Origin of the sequence: Mesorhizobium sp. B2-1-3, from assembly GCF_006442495.1 — a bacterium.
GTDB lineage: Bacteria > Pseudomonadota > Alphaproteobacteria > Rhizobiales > Rhizobiaceae > Mesorhizobium.
On sequence record NZ_VFWL01000012.1, the window covers coordinates 61996 to 78662 of the forward strand.

At 60.7% G+C, this 16667-nt stretch carries 11 protein-coding genes; 3 read left to right on the plus strand and 8 right to left on the minus strand.

Annotated features, from left to right (window positions below; translation table 11 throughout):
* Positions 1-61: 61 nt before the first annotated feature.
* Both FJ973_RS20000 and FJ973_RS20005 read left to right on the plus strand, forming a co-directional pair.
* The gene (locus tag FJ973_RS20000; RefSeq protein ID WP_140557339.1) at positions 62-1168 is read left to right on the plus strand and encodes an OmpA family protein; all 1107 of its coding nucleotides are present in this window, start codon (positions 62-64) and stop codon (positions 1166-1168) included.
* Positions 1169-1187: 19 nt separating this feature from the next.
* Complete coding sequence (locus FJ973_RS20005) at positions 1188-2432, plus strand: caspase domain-containing protein (RefSeq protein ID WP_140515089.1); 1245 nt, start codon at positions 1188-1190, stop codon at positions 2430-2432.
* Positions 2433-2488: 56 nt separating this feature from the next.
* Here FJ973_RS20005 and FJ973_RS20010 read toward each other — a convergent pair whose 3' ends face one another.
* Positions 2489-2998: a hypothetical protein gene (locus FJ973_RS20010; RefSeq protein WP_224519101.1), complete on the minus strand. Its 510-nt coding sequence runs from the start codon at positions 2996-2998 to the stop codon at positions 2489-2491.
* A gap of 259 nt (positions 2999-3257) precedes the next feature.
* Between FJ973_RS20010 and FJ973_RS20015 the strand changes: the two genes are divergently transcribed.
* Entirely contained in the window at positions 3258-3791 is a 534-nt protein-coding gene (locus FJ973_RS20015; protein WP_140498307.1) for an OmpA family protein, read from the plus strand.
* Between the two features lie 68 nt (positions 3792-3859).
* Here FJ973_RS20015 and FJ973_RS20020 read toward each other — a convergent pair whose 3' ends face one another.
* The 7 genes from FJ973_RS20020 to tagH form a co-directional block, all read right to left on the minus strand.
* The gene (locus FJ973_RS20020; protein WP_140557343.1) at positions 3860-6190 is read right to left on the minus strand and encodes a M23 family metallopeptidase; all 2331 of its coding nucleotides are present in this window, start codon (positions 6188-6190) and stop codon (positions 3860-3862) included.
* Positions 6187-6669, minus strand: a complete 483-nt coding sequence (locus tag FJ973_RS20025) for a DUF1036 domain-containing protein (RefSeq protein WP_224646917.1) — start codon at positions 6667-6669, stop codon at positions 6187-6189. The genes FJ973_RS20020 and FJ973_RS20025 overlap by 4 nt, the downstream gene beginning before the upstream one ends.
* Before the next feature lie 29 nt (positions 6670-6698).
* Complete coding sequence (locus tag FJ973_RS20030; protein ID WP_140557345.1) at positions 6699-9125, minus strand: serine/threonine-protein kinase; 2427 nt, start codon at positions 9123-9125, stop codon at positions 6699-6701.
* Positions 9125-9904 carry a protein phosphatase 2C domain-containing protein gene (locus tag FJ973_RS20035; protein WP_140498305.1) on the minus strand — a complete coding sequence of 260 codons (780 nt, stop codon included), beginning with the start codon at positions 9902-9904 and terminating at the stop codon, positions 9125-9127. The genes FJ973_RS20030 and FJ973_RS20035 overlap by 1 nt, the downstream gene beginning before the upstream one ends.
* A gap of 158 nt (positions 9905-10062) precedes the next feature.
* The gene (gene tssM, locus FJ973_RS20040) at positions 10063-13617 is read right to left on the minus strand and encodes a type VI secretion system membrane subunit TssM (RefSeq protein ID WP_140557347.1); all 3555 of its coding nucleotides are present in this window, start codon (positions 13615-13617) and stop codon (positions 10063-10065) included.
* Between the two features lie 22 nt (positions 13618-13639).
* The gene (tssL, locus tag FJ973_RS20045) at positions 13640-15145 is read right to left on the minus strand and encodes a type VI secretion system protein TssL, long form (RefSeq protein ID WP_140557349.1); all 1506 of its coding nucleotides are present in this window, start codon (positions 15143-15145) and stop codon (positions 13640-13642) included.
* A 333-nt stretch (positions 15146-15478) separates the two neighbouring features.
* The gene (gene tagH, locus FJ973_RS20050) at positions 15479-16528 is read right to left on the minus strand and encodes a type VI secretion system-associated FHA domain protein TagH (protein ID WP_140557351.1); all 1050 of its coding nucleotides are present in this window, start codon (positions 16526-16528) and stop codon (positions 15479-15481) included.
* Between the last annotated feature and the right edge of the window lie 139 nt (positions 16529-16667).

Consider the following 16667-nt stretch of genomic DNA (forward strand, 5'->3'; position numbering starts at 1 on the left):
TGGAGACACCGCATGGTCGTGATGTCGATACGGGGTTCTGTTGTCGTAGGCAGGGGGAGCCATGTTCGAAGTTCTCGGAGTCTGGCGCAAAGCACGGTCAAGAAGCAGAGTCGCCGCGAAGACGCTTGGCTTGATCGTTTCGTTGTTCGTGTTGTTTTTGCCCGGACTGGGAACGGCGAACGCGCAGACAAACTGGACGCTCGATCCGACCGCTTCGGTCCTCACCTATCAGTCGGTCAAGAAGAACACGATCGTCGAAACCAACAAGATCAGGAATATTTCCGGCAGCCTCACTTCGACCGGCGACGCCAAGGTCTCCTTTGACCTCAACTCAGTCGATACCGGGGTCGACCTGCGCAATGTCCGGATGCGGTTCCTCTTCTTTGAGACCTACAAGTTTCCAACCGCCGAACTGACAGCGAAAGTGGATCCGGCGGCATTTGCCGACCTCGCCACCAAGCGACGTATGAAGGCGGTTCTTCCATTCCGTCTCAACCTGCATGGGGTCGACAAGGATCTTGAGGCCAATGTCGTGGTGACCATGGTCAGCGACACCATGGTGTCGGTCGCCTCGGAGGCCCCTGTCGCGGTGCATGTGGAAGACTTCGGTCTATTGCCCAATGTCGACAAACTCCAACAGGCGGCCAGTGTGACCAACATTGTTCCTACCGCATCGGTGTCGTTCGATTTCGTGTTCACGGCCGACGGAAGCAAGCCGCCCCCCGCCCAGACCGTTGCGGCAAGCACCGAGGTCGGGCCCGTCGCCACCGATGCGACGAAGACCAACTTCAACGATGAGGAATGCCTCAACAGGTTTGCGGTGCTGTCCCGTACCGGGGCGATCTATTTTCGCCCCGCGAGCGCGCGGCTCGATGGCCAAAGCCGCCCGCTCCTCGCTGAGGTCGTCGGTGTCGTCAGCAAATGCCCAGGCCTAAAGGTCGAAGTTTCCGGACACACCGATGCCGATGGACCGGTTGCAGAGAACAAGCGCTTATCGGAGCGCAGGGCCCAGGCAGTGGCCGACGCCATTGTTGGAGCGGGCATTCCGCGCACGCAGATTACGGCGACCGGCTACGGCGAGGAACGCCCAGTCGCCGGCAACGACACGCCGAAGAACAAGGCGCTCAATCGGCGGATCGAGTTTTCCGCCACCAAGCTCGTCAACTGAGGAAGGATCTGTTGTCCCGGTGGGTTTCGATCTGATCGCCCGTCGCAGTAGCCTTCTGCGCGCAATCGGGCTCGCGGCAGTTGCGCTGCTTTTCACTTTGACGGCAGCCGATGCCGAGCGCCGTACAGCGCTGGTACTTGGCAACTCCCAATATCTGCACGCCCCGGCACTCGCCAATCCGGTGCGCGACGCCAAAGCCATCGCCGAAAGCCTGAAAGATCTTGGTTTTGAAGTCGTTTCCGGCTTCGATCTGACCAAGTTGCAGACCCAGACGACAATAGCGCAGTTCGCAAAGCAGGTGCGCGGGGCGGACATCGCGCTTTTCTTCTATGCGGGCCATGGCTTGCAGGTTTCAGGCAGCAACTATCTTCTTCCGATCGATGCCGCCCTGGAGGACGAGACTTCGCTCGACTTCGAGGCGGTGCCTGTCGATTTCGTTCTGCGACAGATGTCTCGCGAGACCAGCATAAGGCTTATTTTCCTCGACGCCTGTCGCGACAATCCTCTAGCCGAGGTGCTGGCAAAGACCGCCGGCGTCAGGGGAGCAAAAAGCGGCCTTGCGGAAATCTCGATCGAGAATGGCGGTGCCGGTACGCTTGTCGCGTTCGCCACCAGTCCAAATCAGGTCGCCTACGACGGATCCGGCAAACATTCGCCGTTCACCTCGGCGTTGCTTGCGCACATTGGCGAGACAAATGTGTCCATCACTGAGGCGATGAACCGTGTTACCGCCGATGTGTTCAAGGCAACCGCTAGCAAGCAGCGCCCCTGGAGCAACGTCTCGCTGACCACCGAGGTCGTCCTGCACAAGGTTGATCTCAACGCACCGCTGATCGTCGGTGAGGCGGGCGTTCCCGGACCGCAAGGCGACTCGGATACGCGCAATGCCACTGCTAATCCGTCGAGCTCCGCCAATGACGCCCAACTCGCACTCAATGTGCTCCGTCAGAAAATCCCAAAACTCGCCTCTGACGACCCGATCTTTTTCGACGTTCCGATCGATTTCGGCGACCCCGAAATCGATGGGAAGAGTATTGCGGAGCTCATAAAAGGCGAGCCACGCTTCAGTCCGGTGGAGGGCCTCGACAATTCGGTATGGCAGGGCAAGCACTGCGACGGCTGCCATGAGTGGAACGAGACCCGACTGTGTGATCAGGCGAAGAATTTCGCCGCCAACGATGTCTCCGTTCTGCGCTTGCAGCATCCGCTTGGGACACGCTTCAAGGTGGCGCTCGCCAAATGGGCTCAAGGGGGTTGCAAGTAGGCGGGACGGAGGGCGTCCTCCAGTTCTGTGGGTGCCGGTCGTGTGGGCGAGTGCCCCTAAGATGCATCCGTTGACTGGTGGAGGGCCTCGATCTCGGCCATCTGGATACCGATTTCGACGAACGCCGACAGCACCGAGAAACGGTCCACGAGCGCCACGCGTGCCAGACCGGCCAGAATTCCGGCATTGATTGCATAGGCAGCAGGAGAATGCTGCAAATCCAGTGCCGGCATCGCGGCCACGGCTGACCGATCTTCACGCGATCCCGCAGCTAGGATAATCCAGCCGACCGGGGTTGTTGGCGATTTTGCCGCGGCGGCTCTGACGTCTGTTCGATGGCGGGGGCTGTCGGGTTCGCTCACCCAGTCGCGGACAAGACCGAGCAACCGGTGATCGGTCTCATCGAAGAGGTCGCTCAGATGGCTTAGGCATTCGTGGGCCCACCAGACTGCGGCCCGCTCGGGAAGCAGGTAGGCGCAAAATGTAATCGCTTCCTCAGGAATGCGCCCGGCGAGGAGGTCGCGGCAAAACGCGATCGAGTGCTGTTCGGTCGGAGGAGTGCGCATGTCCCTGGTGATAGCGGGACAAGCTGCGAAAAGATCCCGTGCCGTTTTGAATCGGAGCCCATGGGCCATGAACGCCGCGCTTTCATCGAGGAACTTTGGCCACTCAAGCCTCAGGCACGGCGCGGGTCAAGTCTCAAGCCGTGCCACGGCCAAAACAGTCGCGATGATCGCACCTCCAACGTTTGGCCACAGACAATTGCGCTGGAATTTGATATGTTCGCGGTCGATCAAAATCGGATACTCAAACAGGAGGAGCGCTATGCAGTGGAGTCGTTCAGCCTTTGTGTTGGCGGTCGTGTTTTTCTCGAACCATGCTTCCGCCGATCCGGCTCGGAAATCAGAAGACATCGTGAAGTTTTTTGCCGGCGCAGCCGATCTTGGCAAATCTCGAGGAATTTGTGTCGGTTCCGAAGAGGAGTGCAACAAGAGCAACACCAATGGGCAGCAGGAAGGCAGATCCAACCTCGACATGCTGATCAATTTCGGGCTGGATTCGGCCCAACTCGACGCAACCGCGCGCGCTGAGCTCGAAGAGTTCGCCAAGGCTTTGAAAGACAACCGGCTGAGCACGTTCAACTTCGTCGTCGAAGGCTACACCGATGCGACGGGCACGCTGCGCTACAACGAAGGTCTGTCACAACGAAGAGCGAAATCGGTGGCAGCTTTCCTGACGGCCAGCGGTGTCGAGGCCGCGCGCATCAACGCCGTCGGCATGGGCGAGAAGAACCCTCGCAACGCCAACCCGTACGATCCTGCCAACCGCCGCGTGGAAATGCGGATAAAAACGCAATAACCGTCGAAACTGCGCGGCAAACCGAGGGGGAACCCTTCTGCGCAAGAAACTCATGCCAGACCTGACGCTCAGAGCGTATTTGGGATCGAGCCCATGAGAGCAGTGATGGCCTGTTTGTATTTTTCGAACTCCGGCGACGTCTGACGGATTTCGGTGGTCGTTGTCTGTGACCCGGCGTCGGTTGCCAGATGAGTCAGCTTCTGGCCCATTTTTCTTTCGGCCCAGTCCACCACGTAGCTGGCTGTCTTGCCGGTGAGGAACGGGTTGGCCTGGATGACGGCCGACCCCAGGACAGCGCTCAGCTGCGCCGAACCTGATGCCGACAGAACCTGATGCGCGCCTTCCATTCCAAGGAAATGACAGAGATAGAGCCGGCCGGCCGTGATTTGGTGGCCGCGCTGGCGCAGGTAGGCCTCGCCTTCGCGCGCCAGGTTGCGCACCATCTCTCGCGAGATCGTGGCGTCGTAGCGCAGGGCGAGTAGGTCGTCGGTCGACAGCGTGCGTGCAAGCTCCGGGCGGTAGGTATTCATCATCCTGATCCAGGTCTTGGTTATGAACTGGCCGGCGCCCGTCGCGGAAGAATTAGGATTCTTGGCGCGAGCACTACCGCCACTTTCGACGTGAACGATGCGCTCGGTGAGCGTTTCGACCGCGGAATCGTTCGATGCGACCGCGGTAACCGTGCCCAAGGGGTCGATCGCCTCGCCGTTTTGGTAAAGCTCGAAATGCAGGTGAGGGCCGGTCGATAATCCGGTGGTGCCGATATAGCCGATGACGTCGCCTGCCTTGACCTTGGTGCCGACGCCGGCTTCGATTGCAAATTTCTGCATGTGCGCATAACGCGTCTCGCGGCCGTTTTTGTGCAAGATCTTGACCAGATTGCCGTAGCTTCCCCCATCGCCCTGGAAGGTGATCTCGCCATCGAAGGCGGCTGCGATCGGCGTGCCGACGGGTGCCGCCCAATCGACGCCCTTATGGATGCGCACGGTCCCCAGAATGGGGTGCTTTCGTGGTCCGAAGGTGGAGGTCATGACGCCATTCACCGGCGTGACCATGCCGTTGGTGACTGTCAGCGAGCGTACCTGATCGTCACCTGTAACACACGCAAACTGGCCGTCGCTTTGCTGGAAGACAAAACAGTCGAGGCTTTTCTCGCTCCCCTGCACGCCCACATACAGAACCCGTCCCGCGCCCTCGTCCTTGCCCCTGGGCGTCTGTGAATAGATCATCACCAGACGCTGGTCCTCGCTTGCAAAGGCGTCCAGATCCTGTCCTCTCGAAAGATACATGATCGCCTCGCCGATCACGCCGGTTGGAACATTGTTGCGGGCTGCCGTCGAATAGATGGCGTCGAGCAGACGATACTGTCGTTTATGCGTACCTTCTTCCTGTGCGCCCGAATAGTTGAACAGATCTTCGCGAACCCAGGGATCAACACCCGACACGAAGGCGCCCGCGCCGTTGCGCGTCAGCGTGCCGACGAACAGGTTCTTGGCGTAGATCGAAACCTGCATCAGGGACATTGCGCTCGTGTCGCGCGTCGGCCTGAACCCTCGCATCGCAACGACGTAACCCGCTGCCAGGCCGTCCCGGTGGAAAAGCACGCTCAGGGCCTCGCCTGCCAGCTTGGCATCCTGCGCGGAGAAGTGCGCATCCAACGCTACGCTGTCCAGACTGCGATCATTGAGAACCTTTACGAACGTGTCTTCGGTCGCCGCGAATCGCTGGTACTCATTGGTGACGGCTACGACGCTCGTGTTGTTCTCGATCTCGGTCTTCTGGAATGCCGGCAGGGCTGCATCGCCTGCATCGATCGTCTCACCCCATCCGGCTTCGGGATCGTCGCTGTCGGCTTTCTGACCGGAAGCCGCTTCAAGTTCCCTGGCGGGAGGCGAGGGTTGAAGATCGTTCTCCAGATCGCCCGATGGCGCGGCAGCGGTTTTTCGTTGCGCTTGGAAGAATGCGAAATCCTCCTGCGTCGACGGTATCGTCGTCATGAATTTTTCGCTGGCGCTCAGCATGACGTCTGACAGGACTTCGAGTTGGGGAGAAACGTCGGCCTGATCGAGTTCTGCCGGACGCGGGACCACTCGGCCTTTGGTTGCGGCGCCGGCATCTGGCGCAAGGGTGATCCACATCGGGTCCCCCGCCAGATCGATCAGCGCTGGCACGTAGACGGATGCGTCGGCCGGCACATCGTCCGCCCCCTCGACCGCATGCAACTCCTCGTCTTCGTCGCCGAATGACCAATAGTCCGCGGTCAGGTAAAAACCGGCGGCCACGCAAAGCAGCACAGCCGAGGTCAAACCCACCATCAATCTACGCCATAGCGTGCGCCTGCGAAGGGCGGCGCGCGCCTGCTTCTTCTGTCTGAAGCTCGTGTCGATATGGTGTGTCACGGATTGCTTGCGGTCAGGAAGAAGGTCCACCGCACCTGTTCGAGGGTGTCGACTTCCAGAAACCGGGCGGTGATGTGGCCGCGCTGCCAGCATTCGTCACTGCCGCGGATCGAGAAACGTCGCCGTTCGATGCACATTTCGGTCAATCCGGCGAGGATGGCATGACCAAACACGTCAGTTGCATAGATGTAGACGTAGCGGTTGGTCAGTTCCTCCCGGATAACGTTCACGCATTGGTTTGCGCCGATGGTCCACCATCCATCGGTCTGGTCCGCATTGTCGACCTTCTGGCCGACGGCGAGATTGACGACATCGAGTGTCTGATTGCAGACCGTGAACTCGGCTCGCGCTTGGCTGGACAACAGCAGGGCGAGGGGAGCGCCCAAAATAATCGCGAGTTTCATGCGCGCCCTCGGGGCAGATAGGGCTGGAACCGGACCTGCTGCTTTTCGGGCAGGGCAGACCAAGCGGTCAAACACCAGCGGCGGCGTTCCATGCTAGGCCCACGCTATCCGCCGAGCCGGAAATACTTGGCAGTGGCTGAGAACCGAGATCCGTCGGTCTCGACTTCCTCGATGATTTTGGGCAACAGCGCCGAAGCCGGCGTGGGATCGGAGAAGGCAGCCGACTGAATGTCGCGAGGGCCCGTGATCACCAGTATTATCTGCGGCACGGACTTTCCAGCAGCCTTATCGGCCGCGCCGAGACCAATCGGGATCCTGAAGGTCGCCTTGTCCGACCCGGTGACGATGCGGTCGTCGAGATTGAACACCATTCCTTTGTGGTCGATCAGCAGAACGCTGGAGATGAGTCCTCTGCGCGTTACCAATGTACCGCTAATCGGCGTACCGTTCGGCACGGATGTTCGGTCGAGAACAAGCTGCGGCTGGTCGGCCGCGGTCTGTCCCAGAAAGCGCAGAAAATTGGTTACCTCGCATTGGCTTGGCTCAATGAGGCGGACGCTGATGTCTGGCTCGACATGGAATTTTGCCTGGAAATCGCCGAGCATGCGTTCGAATGGCTGGACGGCCGTGCCAAATCCTTCGATTGCGGCGGCCTTGTCGGTAGCAGATGTGACGGCGGCATAGAAACAGTCGCCGCCGCCGAAGGCGCGAACCCAGGCGACGCGTTGAGCGATATCGTCGACCGCCGGGGGGATCGCTGGTTTGGGCACGTTCAACGCTACAACGCGTTGGTTCGGCTGCTTGCCTGTCGGCAATGCAGAAATCTGGCTGTTGCCGTTGGCATCCACCGCTGGACCTGCATTCGATTTCAGTTCCGGGATTGGGACGGCCGGCGGGCTGGCCCGTGGTTCGGGCTTTTTGGTCTCGACAACCTCCGTCTCAGCCGGCGGCGGAGTTTGGACCGTTTCGGCTTCTGGCGGGGTTGGAGCGGTCGTAGCGGGCGAAGTCGGCTTTTGCCTATCGCTGGCCGTCGTGTCGGGCTGGATTGCCGGCGATGCCCTTTCGGGCGGCGGCGCGTTCGTCGCGATTGGCTTCGGCGGCGCCTCGGTTCGTAGAGGTATGTCGACGGGCTTGGCCGACGGCAGTCTTTGAGCTGCCACAGCATGTGGCTTATCCTCGGCGGGCGGTGTGCCGGCCTGCGTTTCCGGCTGCGCCGGCGGAACAACCTTTGGCGGCTCGGGCGCGTTCGCTACATCCTGCGTAGCGGCGGGCTGTGACGTTTGGGGCGTGGGCTTTGCTGGCTCTGCCGCGGAAAGCGACGTCTTGCCGACAGTCGGCGTCGCGGGCGTCATGACGCCGCCCAGATAAAGGCCGCCTCCAGAGGCCACGGCTAGCGCCGCCAAGGCACAGAGCGCGATCGTTCGGGTCCTTGTGGATTTGCCAGGCACCTCGGCCATGGCCGTACGTGCAGCGCCGAGGGGGGGCGGGCGCGGCGGTCCAGACAAATGCGCGGGCCGCACATGCTGGACGAAGCGCGGCCTACCTGAACCCGTCGCGTCTGCGTCGTCGTGCCGCTCGACCTCATTCTTGCTGGCTGGAGCAGCGGCTTGCCCTATCGGCGGCAAACCCGGCCTAACGCGGGGTGTGAGGGAAGTCGGCGGGATTGTCTCCTCGTTGTCGTCACGTGTCATCCTGGCGATTTCGGCCATGCTGACGGGCCGGTCTCGCGGATCCGGTTGAAGCATGGCTTCGACAATGCCGCGAAAATCGTCATCGATATCGGAGAGATTAGGCACGGTCCGGCGCTTTTCGATGACTTCGAACTGCGAGCCGCTCATATCGACCGGCTTGCCGCGCAAGGCGGCAACCAATACCAGCCCAAGGCTGTAGATGTCGGACTGCTCTCTGACGTCGCCGCTGTAGAGCCCGAGTTGTTCGGGCGAAACATAGTTGTACTTTCCCGCGAACCTTCCGCCTATCAGGGTCTCTCCGCCCACCGTCGCCGAGCGTGCGATGCCGAAATCGATGATCTTCGCACGGTCAACCCGGTCCCCCGGCAGAATAATGTTATCCGGCGAGAGGTCGCGGTGTATTGCTCCGGCCTGGTGCACGGCGCTTAGACCGGAAGCGAGGCGATGGCACAGCTTTCGTACCTCTCCCGTCGGCATCGCCCCACGTCGCATGATGTCGAACAACGACGCTCCATCGACGAATTCCATGGCGAGGTAGGGACGACCGATCCCCGGATCGATCGTGAAGACGTGATAACGCACCACCGCGTCATGCGACAGGTGGTTCAGGATAGTTGCCTCTTTGCGAAACAGGGACAAGATCGTTTGGTCGCGCGCGAATTCCGGCAAAACGATCTTGATCGCAACGTGGTCGCCGGTCTGGATGTTGTGGCCCCGGTAGACTTCGCCCATGCCCCCGAATGCGATCCGCTCGTCAAGTTCGTAGATACCGCTCAGTTGCGTGCCCACGGCAGTGTTGGCCGCGCCTGGCGATATCCGCGTCTTGTCGTCGGCGCTCATCAGCCCCGCCCCCGCGCTTTGTACGCAGCTGGACGGGGCGACTGGCTATCGTATCCGCCCGCGACCCTGACAAGCACGATGGTCACATTGTCTGTTCCGCCACGCGCCAGAACCGTTTCCAGCAGGTTTTCACACGCCGACTGAGGTGTCGCGGACACTGTCGCAGCCTTGATCTCAGCATCAGTGACATGCGCCGTCAGGCCATCGGTGCTCAGCACAAAGATGTCCCCCGGCAGGATTTCACCTTGCTGGAAATCGATGACAATCTCGTCGCTGACGCCGACTGCCTGCGTAATGACATTGCGGCGCGGCCAGGTGAGCGCTTCGGCTTCGGTGAGCATGCCTTTATCGATGAGTTCCTGAACCTCAGTATGGTCCTTCGATATTTGCGAGATCGAGGCCTCGCGGATCAGATACACGCGGCTGTCACCAGCCCAGAGGCAGGCGAACCGCCCGTCTATGGCAAGCAGGGCGGCAAAAGTTGAGCCGATTGTTATCCCGCGAGACTGGGATATGCGGCGGATCTCGGCATTAGCCCTGCTCAGCCTGTCTTCGAAGCGCGCCCGAAGATCCGGTGCGGAGCTGGCAATCCCGATCGTTGCCAGATGATTGACGATACTGGCTGAAGCGACTTCTCCGGCGTCGTGACCACCCATCCCGTCGGCGACCAACCACAGGCCAGCCTGGGGCTCGACTAGGTAGTTGTCTTCATTGAGCTCCCGCACACAGCCTCTGTGGCTCACGCCGAAGCTTTCAATGGGAAGGGCGACATTGTTCAATTTGCCACCAAACGCTTCACCCAGCGTCCTCCGCGGCGCACCTTCGGGCGCGTTCGTGCCACTTTGCCACAGGCTCAAACATTAGAGTATCGAAAACTAAAATATGTGTGTGCCTGGTTTTGCGCTTCTGCGGCTTACTGCCCAGGATCATCTCAATCTCAGAACGCCTTGGGACAGGTGAACCCGGAAAGGGCAGGGAGCAGGAAGGGGTTGGTGCCGGACCCTGTCTGGATCGTGTAGGTGACGTCGCGCCCGCCGATCACGAAGCGGGCCTGCATGCTGCCCTCGTTGCCCGTGATAGCCGCCTTGCTCAGAAGCCGCGTCAAGGCCCACGGCCCTTCGAACGTGATGGCGGACTGGCGCCCTGGCATTTCTGGTGTCAGGCTGAGGCTCGCGGATGGGGTAGCCGTACCGGTCGGCCAAGTCACCGTGCTCGGCCCATTTCCGGTCTGGTTGCTCTGAACGGTCTGGCCATCGACATCAAGTACGGCCATGTCGGCATCGCCATGCAGCGAGAAGGGTGTAAAGGTGACGCTGACGGAGGGTACTGAAGCGCCCGATGGAAAAAAGGCAATGCGGATTTCCGCAGCCAACTGGAAGTCCTTCAAGGTCGATTTCGACAAGTTGCGTCCAAAGCGCGTATCCTGTTTCCAACGCCAGTCCTGGCCGGTCATGTTGATCAGCGAGGCCAGATTTTGTGCAAAGAACCGGTCCATCAGTCCGCCTGGGGCGAACAGCTTCGCGAAATCGGCCATGGCGACATCCTCGGTGCTGCTCCCGTCGAAGGGGTAACGGCCGTTGATCGCTGCCTCGCAGGGGGCTGTGACCGTCTGGTCGAGTATCTGGTTCAAGTTTGTCACCGAGGTTTCGGCGACGTTACCTTCGAACTCATCTGCCGTCGTGTTGACCATCCGGCCGAGTTGCTTGGGCAGACGCGAGACATTGGCGCGAAGGGTGGCAATCTGTAGCTGCAGATTACCGTTGAGCCGCTCCACCTGCGAAGGAACTTCGGTGGCCAGTCGCAGGCTTTGATAGATGTCGCTGAAGTTCTGGGTTAGTGCGTCGATCGGGCGATGTCCGGTGGGCCCGTTCACCAGGACCTGGAATGATTTGAATCGCGCTTCAATGTTCGCGCCCGGATTCAAGTTCTGTACGTCAGCGGGCTGTGCGCCGGCGCGGATTTGCGATTTGCCGTTGGCTATGTGTATGCCGATACGGGCTAAGCCCTTGGCTAATTCTGCGGCGCTGCGTTGCTGGTTTTGAGCCGCGGATTCTGTCTCGGCGCCAGGACCGTCACCTGGGTCCCGTGTCAGCGCCGTCTCGTTGGCGATCGCCGAAAACAGCCGCTTTATCGGCGAATTGGGGGAGGCAGCGGCTGAAAGCGCGGTGTAGTGCGGCTTGTCTGTCAGCATCGCCTTGAATTTCAACTGGTCGAGAACGCTGTTCCACGCGACGGCGAACGCCTTACCGTAGCGATCGAGAAGTTCGGGGCCGAGCCTGAGCAATTGCTGATCGATGTCGCCTTGCTCTCCGCCACCACCGAGAACCCACTGCTCGTCGACGAGCATCTGCGCAATGCGCGAGAGTTGGGCAAGGTAGAACCTGTTGAAGCCGGAACTGGTGTAGAGACCGGGAACACGAAGGTCCGCCAGCTCGCTGCCATCGATACGTTCGAACAGCAGTTGGGCTTCGGGACCACCTTGCTGGGAAACGGAGAAGTCATCCAGCGCCGCCGCGTAGATCGCCGACTTGATCAAAGCGGTCGCTCGATCGGCAAGGCTCATGCGCTCGAGAGAGCGTTGTGCGGCTTCAACAAGGGGCTGGTTCAGTTCGAAAACGGGGTCATAGGCGTCGTCCAAGGCGAGCATGGCGCGCAGGTGCTTTTCGAGGTGCGCTCGTCCCTCGCGGTTGTTTTCGCCCGGGTATCGGTTCTGTTCCCAATCCTGCTTCATCCAGGAAACGATCAGCGCGTCATCGACCTTCGGCGCCTTGCCACCAAGCATGAGGTAGATTTTCAACGGCTCGTAGAGTGCGGCGGGATCGCCCATCTTGGCTTGGATCGTTCGCTCGGCCTGGATCAGCAGGCGCGAGCGCAACATGCGTTCCAGGCCTTTCCGATAAGCGGTCCGGGACGCGGAAAGAAGTCTTTCCCGCTGACTGAGGCCGAACGTCTCCCCGATCGGTGTCGCTAACTCAGCGGCTTCGAACCCGGCCGGCAGGTCGCGCAACTGGTCGAGCGGGCCGATGACGTTTTCAAGGTCGACATCGGTAACCGTGGCCGCCTTGAGCAGCGTTTCCGCCGTCGCGCGATATTGGCCCATGGCAACAGTTGCGGACGCGATCAGCGAGCGGTTGGCCGCGAAGCTCAGAGCGAGCGTACCGAGTGCGGCAGCAGCGATCAGCGCTATCGTACCGAGGCCGCCAAATCTGGCCACCGCCGCCCGCCTCGCAGCTGATTTGTCATACGAAACCCATCCCGATTCGGCAAAAATGACGTCCGTCAGCAGATCATGCAAAAAGAAGCTTTTGCCGGTTCCGGAAAGATGCGGGCGGGAATTGCCCCCGAAATTGCGGCCGATTGCGCCCAGCACCTGATCGATGGGCGTTCCCTCTTGCGTGCCTGACGAAAAATAGAGTCCACGCAGGCTGGCGTTCACCTGGCTGCGGGACGGGTCGAATAGACCGGCGACAAAACTGGTTATGCGCCCCCTCAGCGCGCCGAACTGAGCCGGAAAGCCGAAGATGGAGATGCGCGTGACCGGATCAGCCTCTTCCTGGAGGCGGTCGGCCATCTCGTCCGCCAGTCGTTCCGCCAGCCCATCGAGTTCGGCAGGAGCCGCGGCGGCCATGTTCCTATCGCGCTCCGCCGTCTGGAATGTCGTGCCCCATACCTTGCGTCTACGCGCCTCGTCGAAACCGCCGAAATAATCCGTGAACCCTGAAACCAGATCGGCCTTGGTGAAAAGCAGATAGACGGGAAACTGGATCTTCAGCGTCTCGTGAATTTCTCTCAGGCGGCTGCGTATCTCGACGATGTGGGCATCAAGCTGCTGATCATCGAAGCTCATCACATCGGCAAGGCTGATGGCCAGGATGACGCCGTTTATCGGTTGTCTGGTGCGGTACCTCTTGAGCAGTGACAGGAATGCGAGCCAGCTCTTCTTGTCAATCTCGGGATTGGAGTCCTGCGTCGTATAACGACCTGCGGTGTCGATCAGCACGGCCTGATCGGTAAACCACCAGTCGCAGGCACGTGTTCCGCCAACACCGGCCACCGGTTGGGCGTCCCCCGAACCGGCAAGCGGAAAATTCAGGCCTGAATTGACCAGAGCCGTTGTCTTGCCGGCACCCGGCGGGCCGATGACAACGTACCAGGGGATCTCATAGAGAAAGTTGCGCTTGCCGCTCGACCGTTTGAGCGCCGCCACGGCCTCATTCATCCGCGCTTCGAGCACCCGAGAATCGTCATCGCGGTCGTCATTGTGCGCAACGACGGCTTCGAGCGCTTTTTGCGCCTTCCTCGCTTTCCAGAAACGCAGCGCGTAAAAAAGCGCCAGCAGCGCGAGGATCACACCAATGATCGTCGCGCGCAGCCACCCAGGTCCGAGCGGCCGGGTGTCGGCGAAGCGGATCAATGGCCCGGCAAACCACACTGCCGCGGCGAAGCCGACCAGCGCGATCACGCTGAATATCCGCAACAGCCAACGCGTCATGGGTGGTTCCAGCGGGCCGTGCTCACAGTGTTTCCTCCCTGGGGATCATCACATCGACACGGCGGTTCTTGGCGCGGCCATCCGGTGTCGCATTGTCGGCGATTGGCTCGTCCTCGCCCTTACCCTCGACCGTCAGTCGCGAGGGATCGGTGAATTTCACTGCCATCAACACTTCGACTGCCTTCGCCCGGGCGACGGAAAGGTCGAAGTTGGATTTGAACGCGCTCGACTTTCGTGGTTTCACATTGTCCGTGTGGCCGACGATCCGGATTGGTCCAGGCTCGTGTTCCAGAGCCGCGGCGATGTCGGTGGCAATGGGCTGGAATTCCGGCCTCGCCTCGGCCCTGCCGGACTGAAACAGCAGGAGATTGTTGATCTCCACGACGATGAAGTCGCCCTTGGTGCCGATGGTCAGCCCGCCGCCTTCGAGATCCTTGGCCAATGCCGCACGAATACGATCAATCTGCGCGGTGGCCGCTGGTGGGGTGACTTTCGCCGGCTCAGCCAACGGCGCTACGCTGGCGCGTTCTATGACGACTGGTGTTGATGGGTCGAGCGCCAGCAATTCACCCGCGACCGCCTCGCCTTCATTGGTGATGAAGACCCGCAATGCGAAGAACGCCGCTGTCAGCAACGCGGTCGCCGCTGCCGCGACGACCCAAAGCGGCAGGCGGGCGGAGGACTGCGCCATCGTCGCCGCTAGGCCCTGCCAATGCGGCGAGATGTCTCCACCGGAACGCGGCCTGAAATAGCGAAGCGTCTCGTAGACGTCGCGACGAACGCATTCGAGATTGTTGCCTTGTCGCGTCACGCCTCGATACTGGCCTTCGAAACCCAGCGACAGGCAGGCATGCATCAGTTCGAGCAGATCGTAGTGTTTTTCGGGACTGGCCAGGATCTTGTTCAGCGCTTCGTAGAAGCCGGTGCCGGTGGGCTCGAGGTGAAAGAATTGCCGCAGCATCCCGTGTGGCGCCCAGGCGTCATTCCTGGGCCACGGCAGGTTACCGATGAGATCGTCGGCGGTTTCGCAGAGGGCGAATTTCGCAATCCGGGCGTCCTCTTCGGCAACGCCTGACTTCTCAACTGTCCGGTCGAATTTCTCAATCGTCTCGGTGACATGTTGCGCCAATGGCGCCGCCTGTCTTTCAACGGGCAAAAGCCTGAACTGTCCGAGCAGCATCAGCAAAGGTGCCGCCGCGGCGAGAATGGGGTTTGCCGCTGCGTATTTGATGCCGCTCCCGGCGTTGAATAGGCTTTCCTGCTCGATGCCTGTCCTCGGCGCAGTTCCAGCAGAGCCTGTCGGCGCCCCAACATCGCCGGGGGCACCTTGATAAATCACGGTTCCGGATGCCCAGCCTGGCGACCGCCCGCCGCCTGGATCGAACACCGTCGAATCCTTGATTGGAGAGGATTGGCCTCTGTCCGCGACGGGCAGCTCGGGATTTAGCGTCGATTTTTGCTTGCTCCGCGGATTTGCGCGAATGACCGTCTTGCCCGCCGGGCCGAAGGGGTCGTCCTTCGAACTCATCGCAGATCGTCCGTACAGGCGGGGCGCCGGCGATGGGGTGAGATGGGCGCAGAACGGTTTCCGGCCAGGTAAAGGAAAGGCAGCCGCTGCCGGCCGTGGCAATGGCTAGAAGATGCTATCACGCCGTGACATGACATTTGCCGCCGACCCCCAGCTCAATGAGTCTTACCCGCTTGGCGAACTGTCTTATGCGATCGTAATCTCAGAAATCGTCGATTGGAACTGGACGCCGGGCGTCAGCGAGACTTTTCTTCGCCGACTGCCGTGCCATGCATTTTTGGCCATGTGCTTTTTGGCCATACGTTTCCCGGGGCCGTGCCTTACTGGGATCTCTTATTTCTGCTTGCCGGCCTTGGCGTAGGCCTCGCTGAAATAGGCCAGGAATATATCAAGCATGCCGTTTTCATGTGCCTCCTCCATGGTCCGCCATGTCGCGACATAGACGTCCCAGGCTTGGCTCTTCTTCTTCGTAAACGAGGTAGGCGGGAGTTTCCTGCCGATCGCCTCGGGCGACAGGTCGTCAAGCAGCCGGGAGAGCGCGGTTTGCATCGCGGCATAAGTGGCAAACTCGTGAGTCTTGAGATCGCGGAACGCGTCTTCGATGCTGCGCCTGGCATCAAGATAGCCGGTCCTGCGCCGGGCGAACATGATTTCCAGGATGTCGTCGGTTCCTGGAACGAACTTCATCGGATTGTTGTCGGCGGCGCTGATCATCGTTCGCTGTGTGCTTTTGGCCAACATTTTCGCGGCCGCGCGTGCTTTCAGCAGCAGGGTCAGTTCCTCGACCACCTGCCGCAAGACCGCGCCGATTTCGGCGGCAACCTCATGGGGGTCGCGCGATTGAAGCAATTCCGGCGAAATGCCGGCTGCGATCGCGATCTCCCGCAGCACCTCGTCCCTGGTTGAGGGCAGGGCAGGCGACGAGAATGTCGGCGCGGAAATGCGCTGTGCGGACCGTTGCTGCGCGGGCTCGAAGAAAGGCCCATCTCCGAATTCCAGCGGCCGGCCTGTCGCGACCGGCGTTTCCCGCTGTGTCGAATCGCGGCTGGGGTGGTCTGCCGTGGCGCGCTCTTCTTCGACCGATACCAAGACGACATAGCGGCCGATCAGCATCCGGTCGCCATCGACCAGCCGATGCGGGCCGCTCATGCGCTGGCTCGATCCATTGATGAAGGTCCCGTTGCGCGAGATGTCGTGCAGCCAGAACGCGCCCGCCTTGTATCGAACCTCGCAGTGCCGACCCGAGATGAACTTGTCGGGGTCGGGCAGCGTCCAGTCACAAGCATCGCGCCCGATTTCGAAGCCGCTATCACGCGCCACGTAGCTGGTCGAGGTGCCAGCGAGCAGGGCGTCGACATTGTTGATCCGCAGACTGATGTACATCCAAGATCGCCGTCGATCGTTGATCGATACTCCAACATTCTAGCAGCTTGCAGGCAAAACAGGACAGCGGCGTTTCAAGCCGACGAGACGGTGGGTAAGATTCTGTCGCCCGCCTGTACTCTTTGGTCAGCGGGAAAAC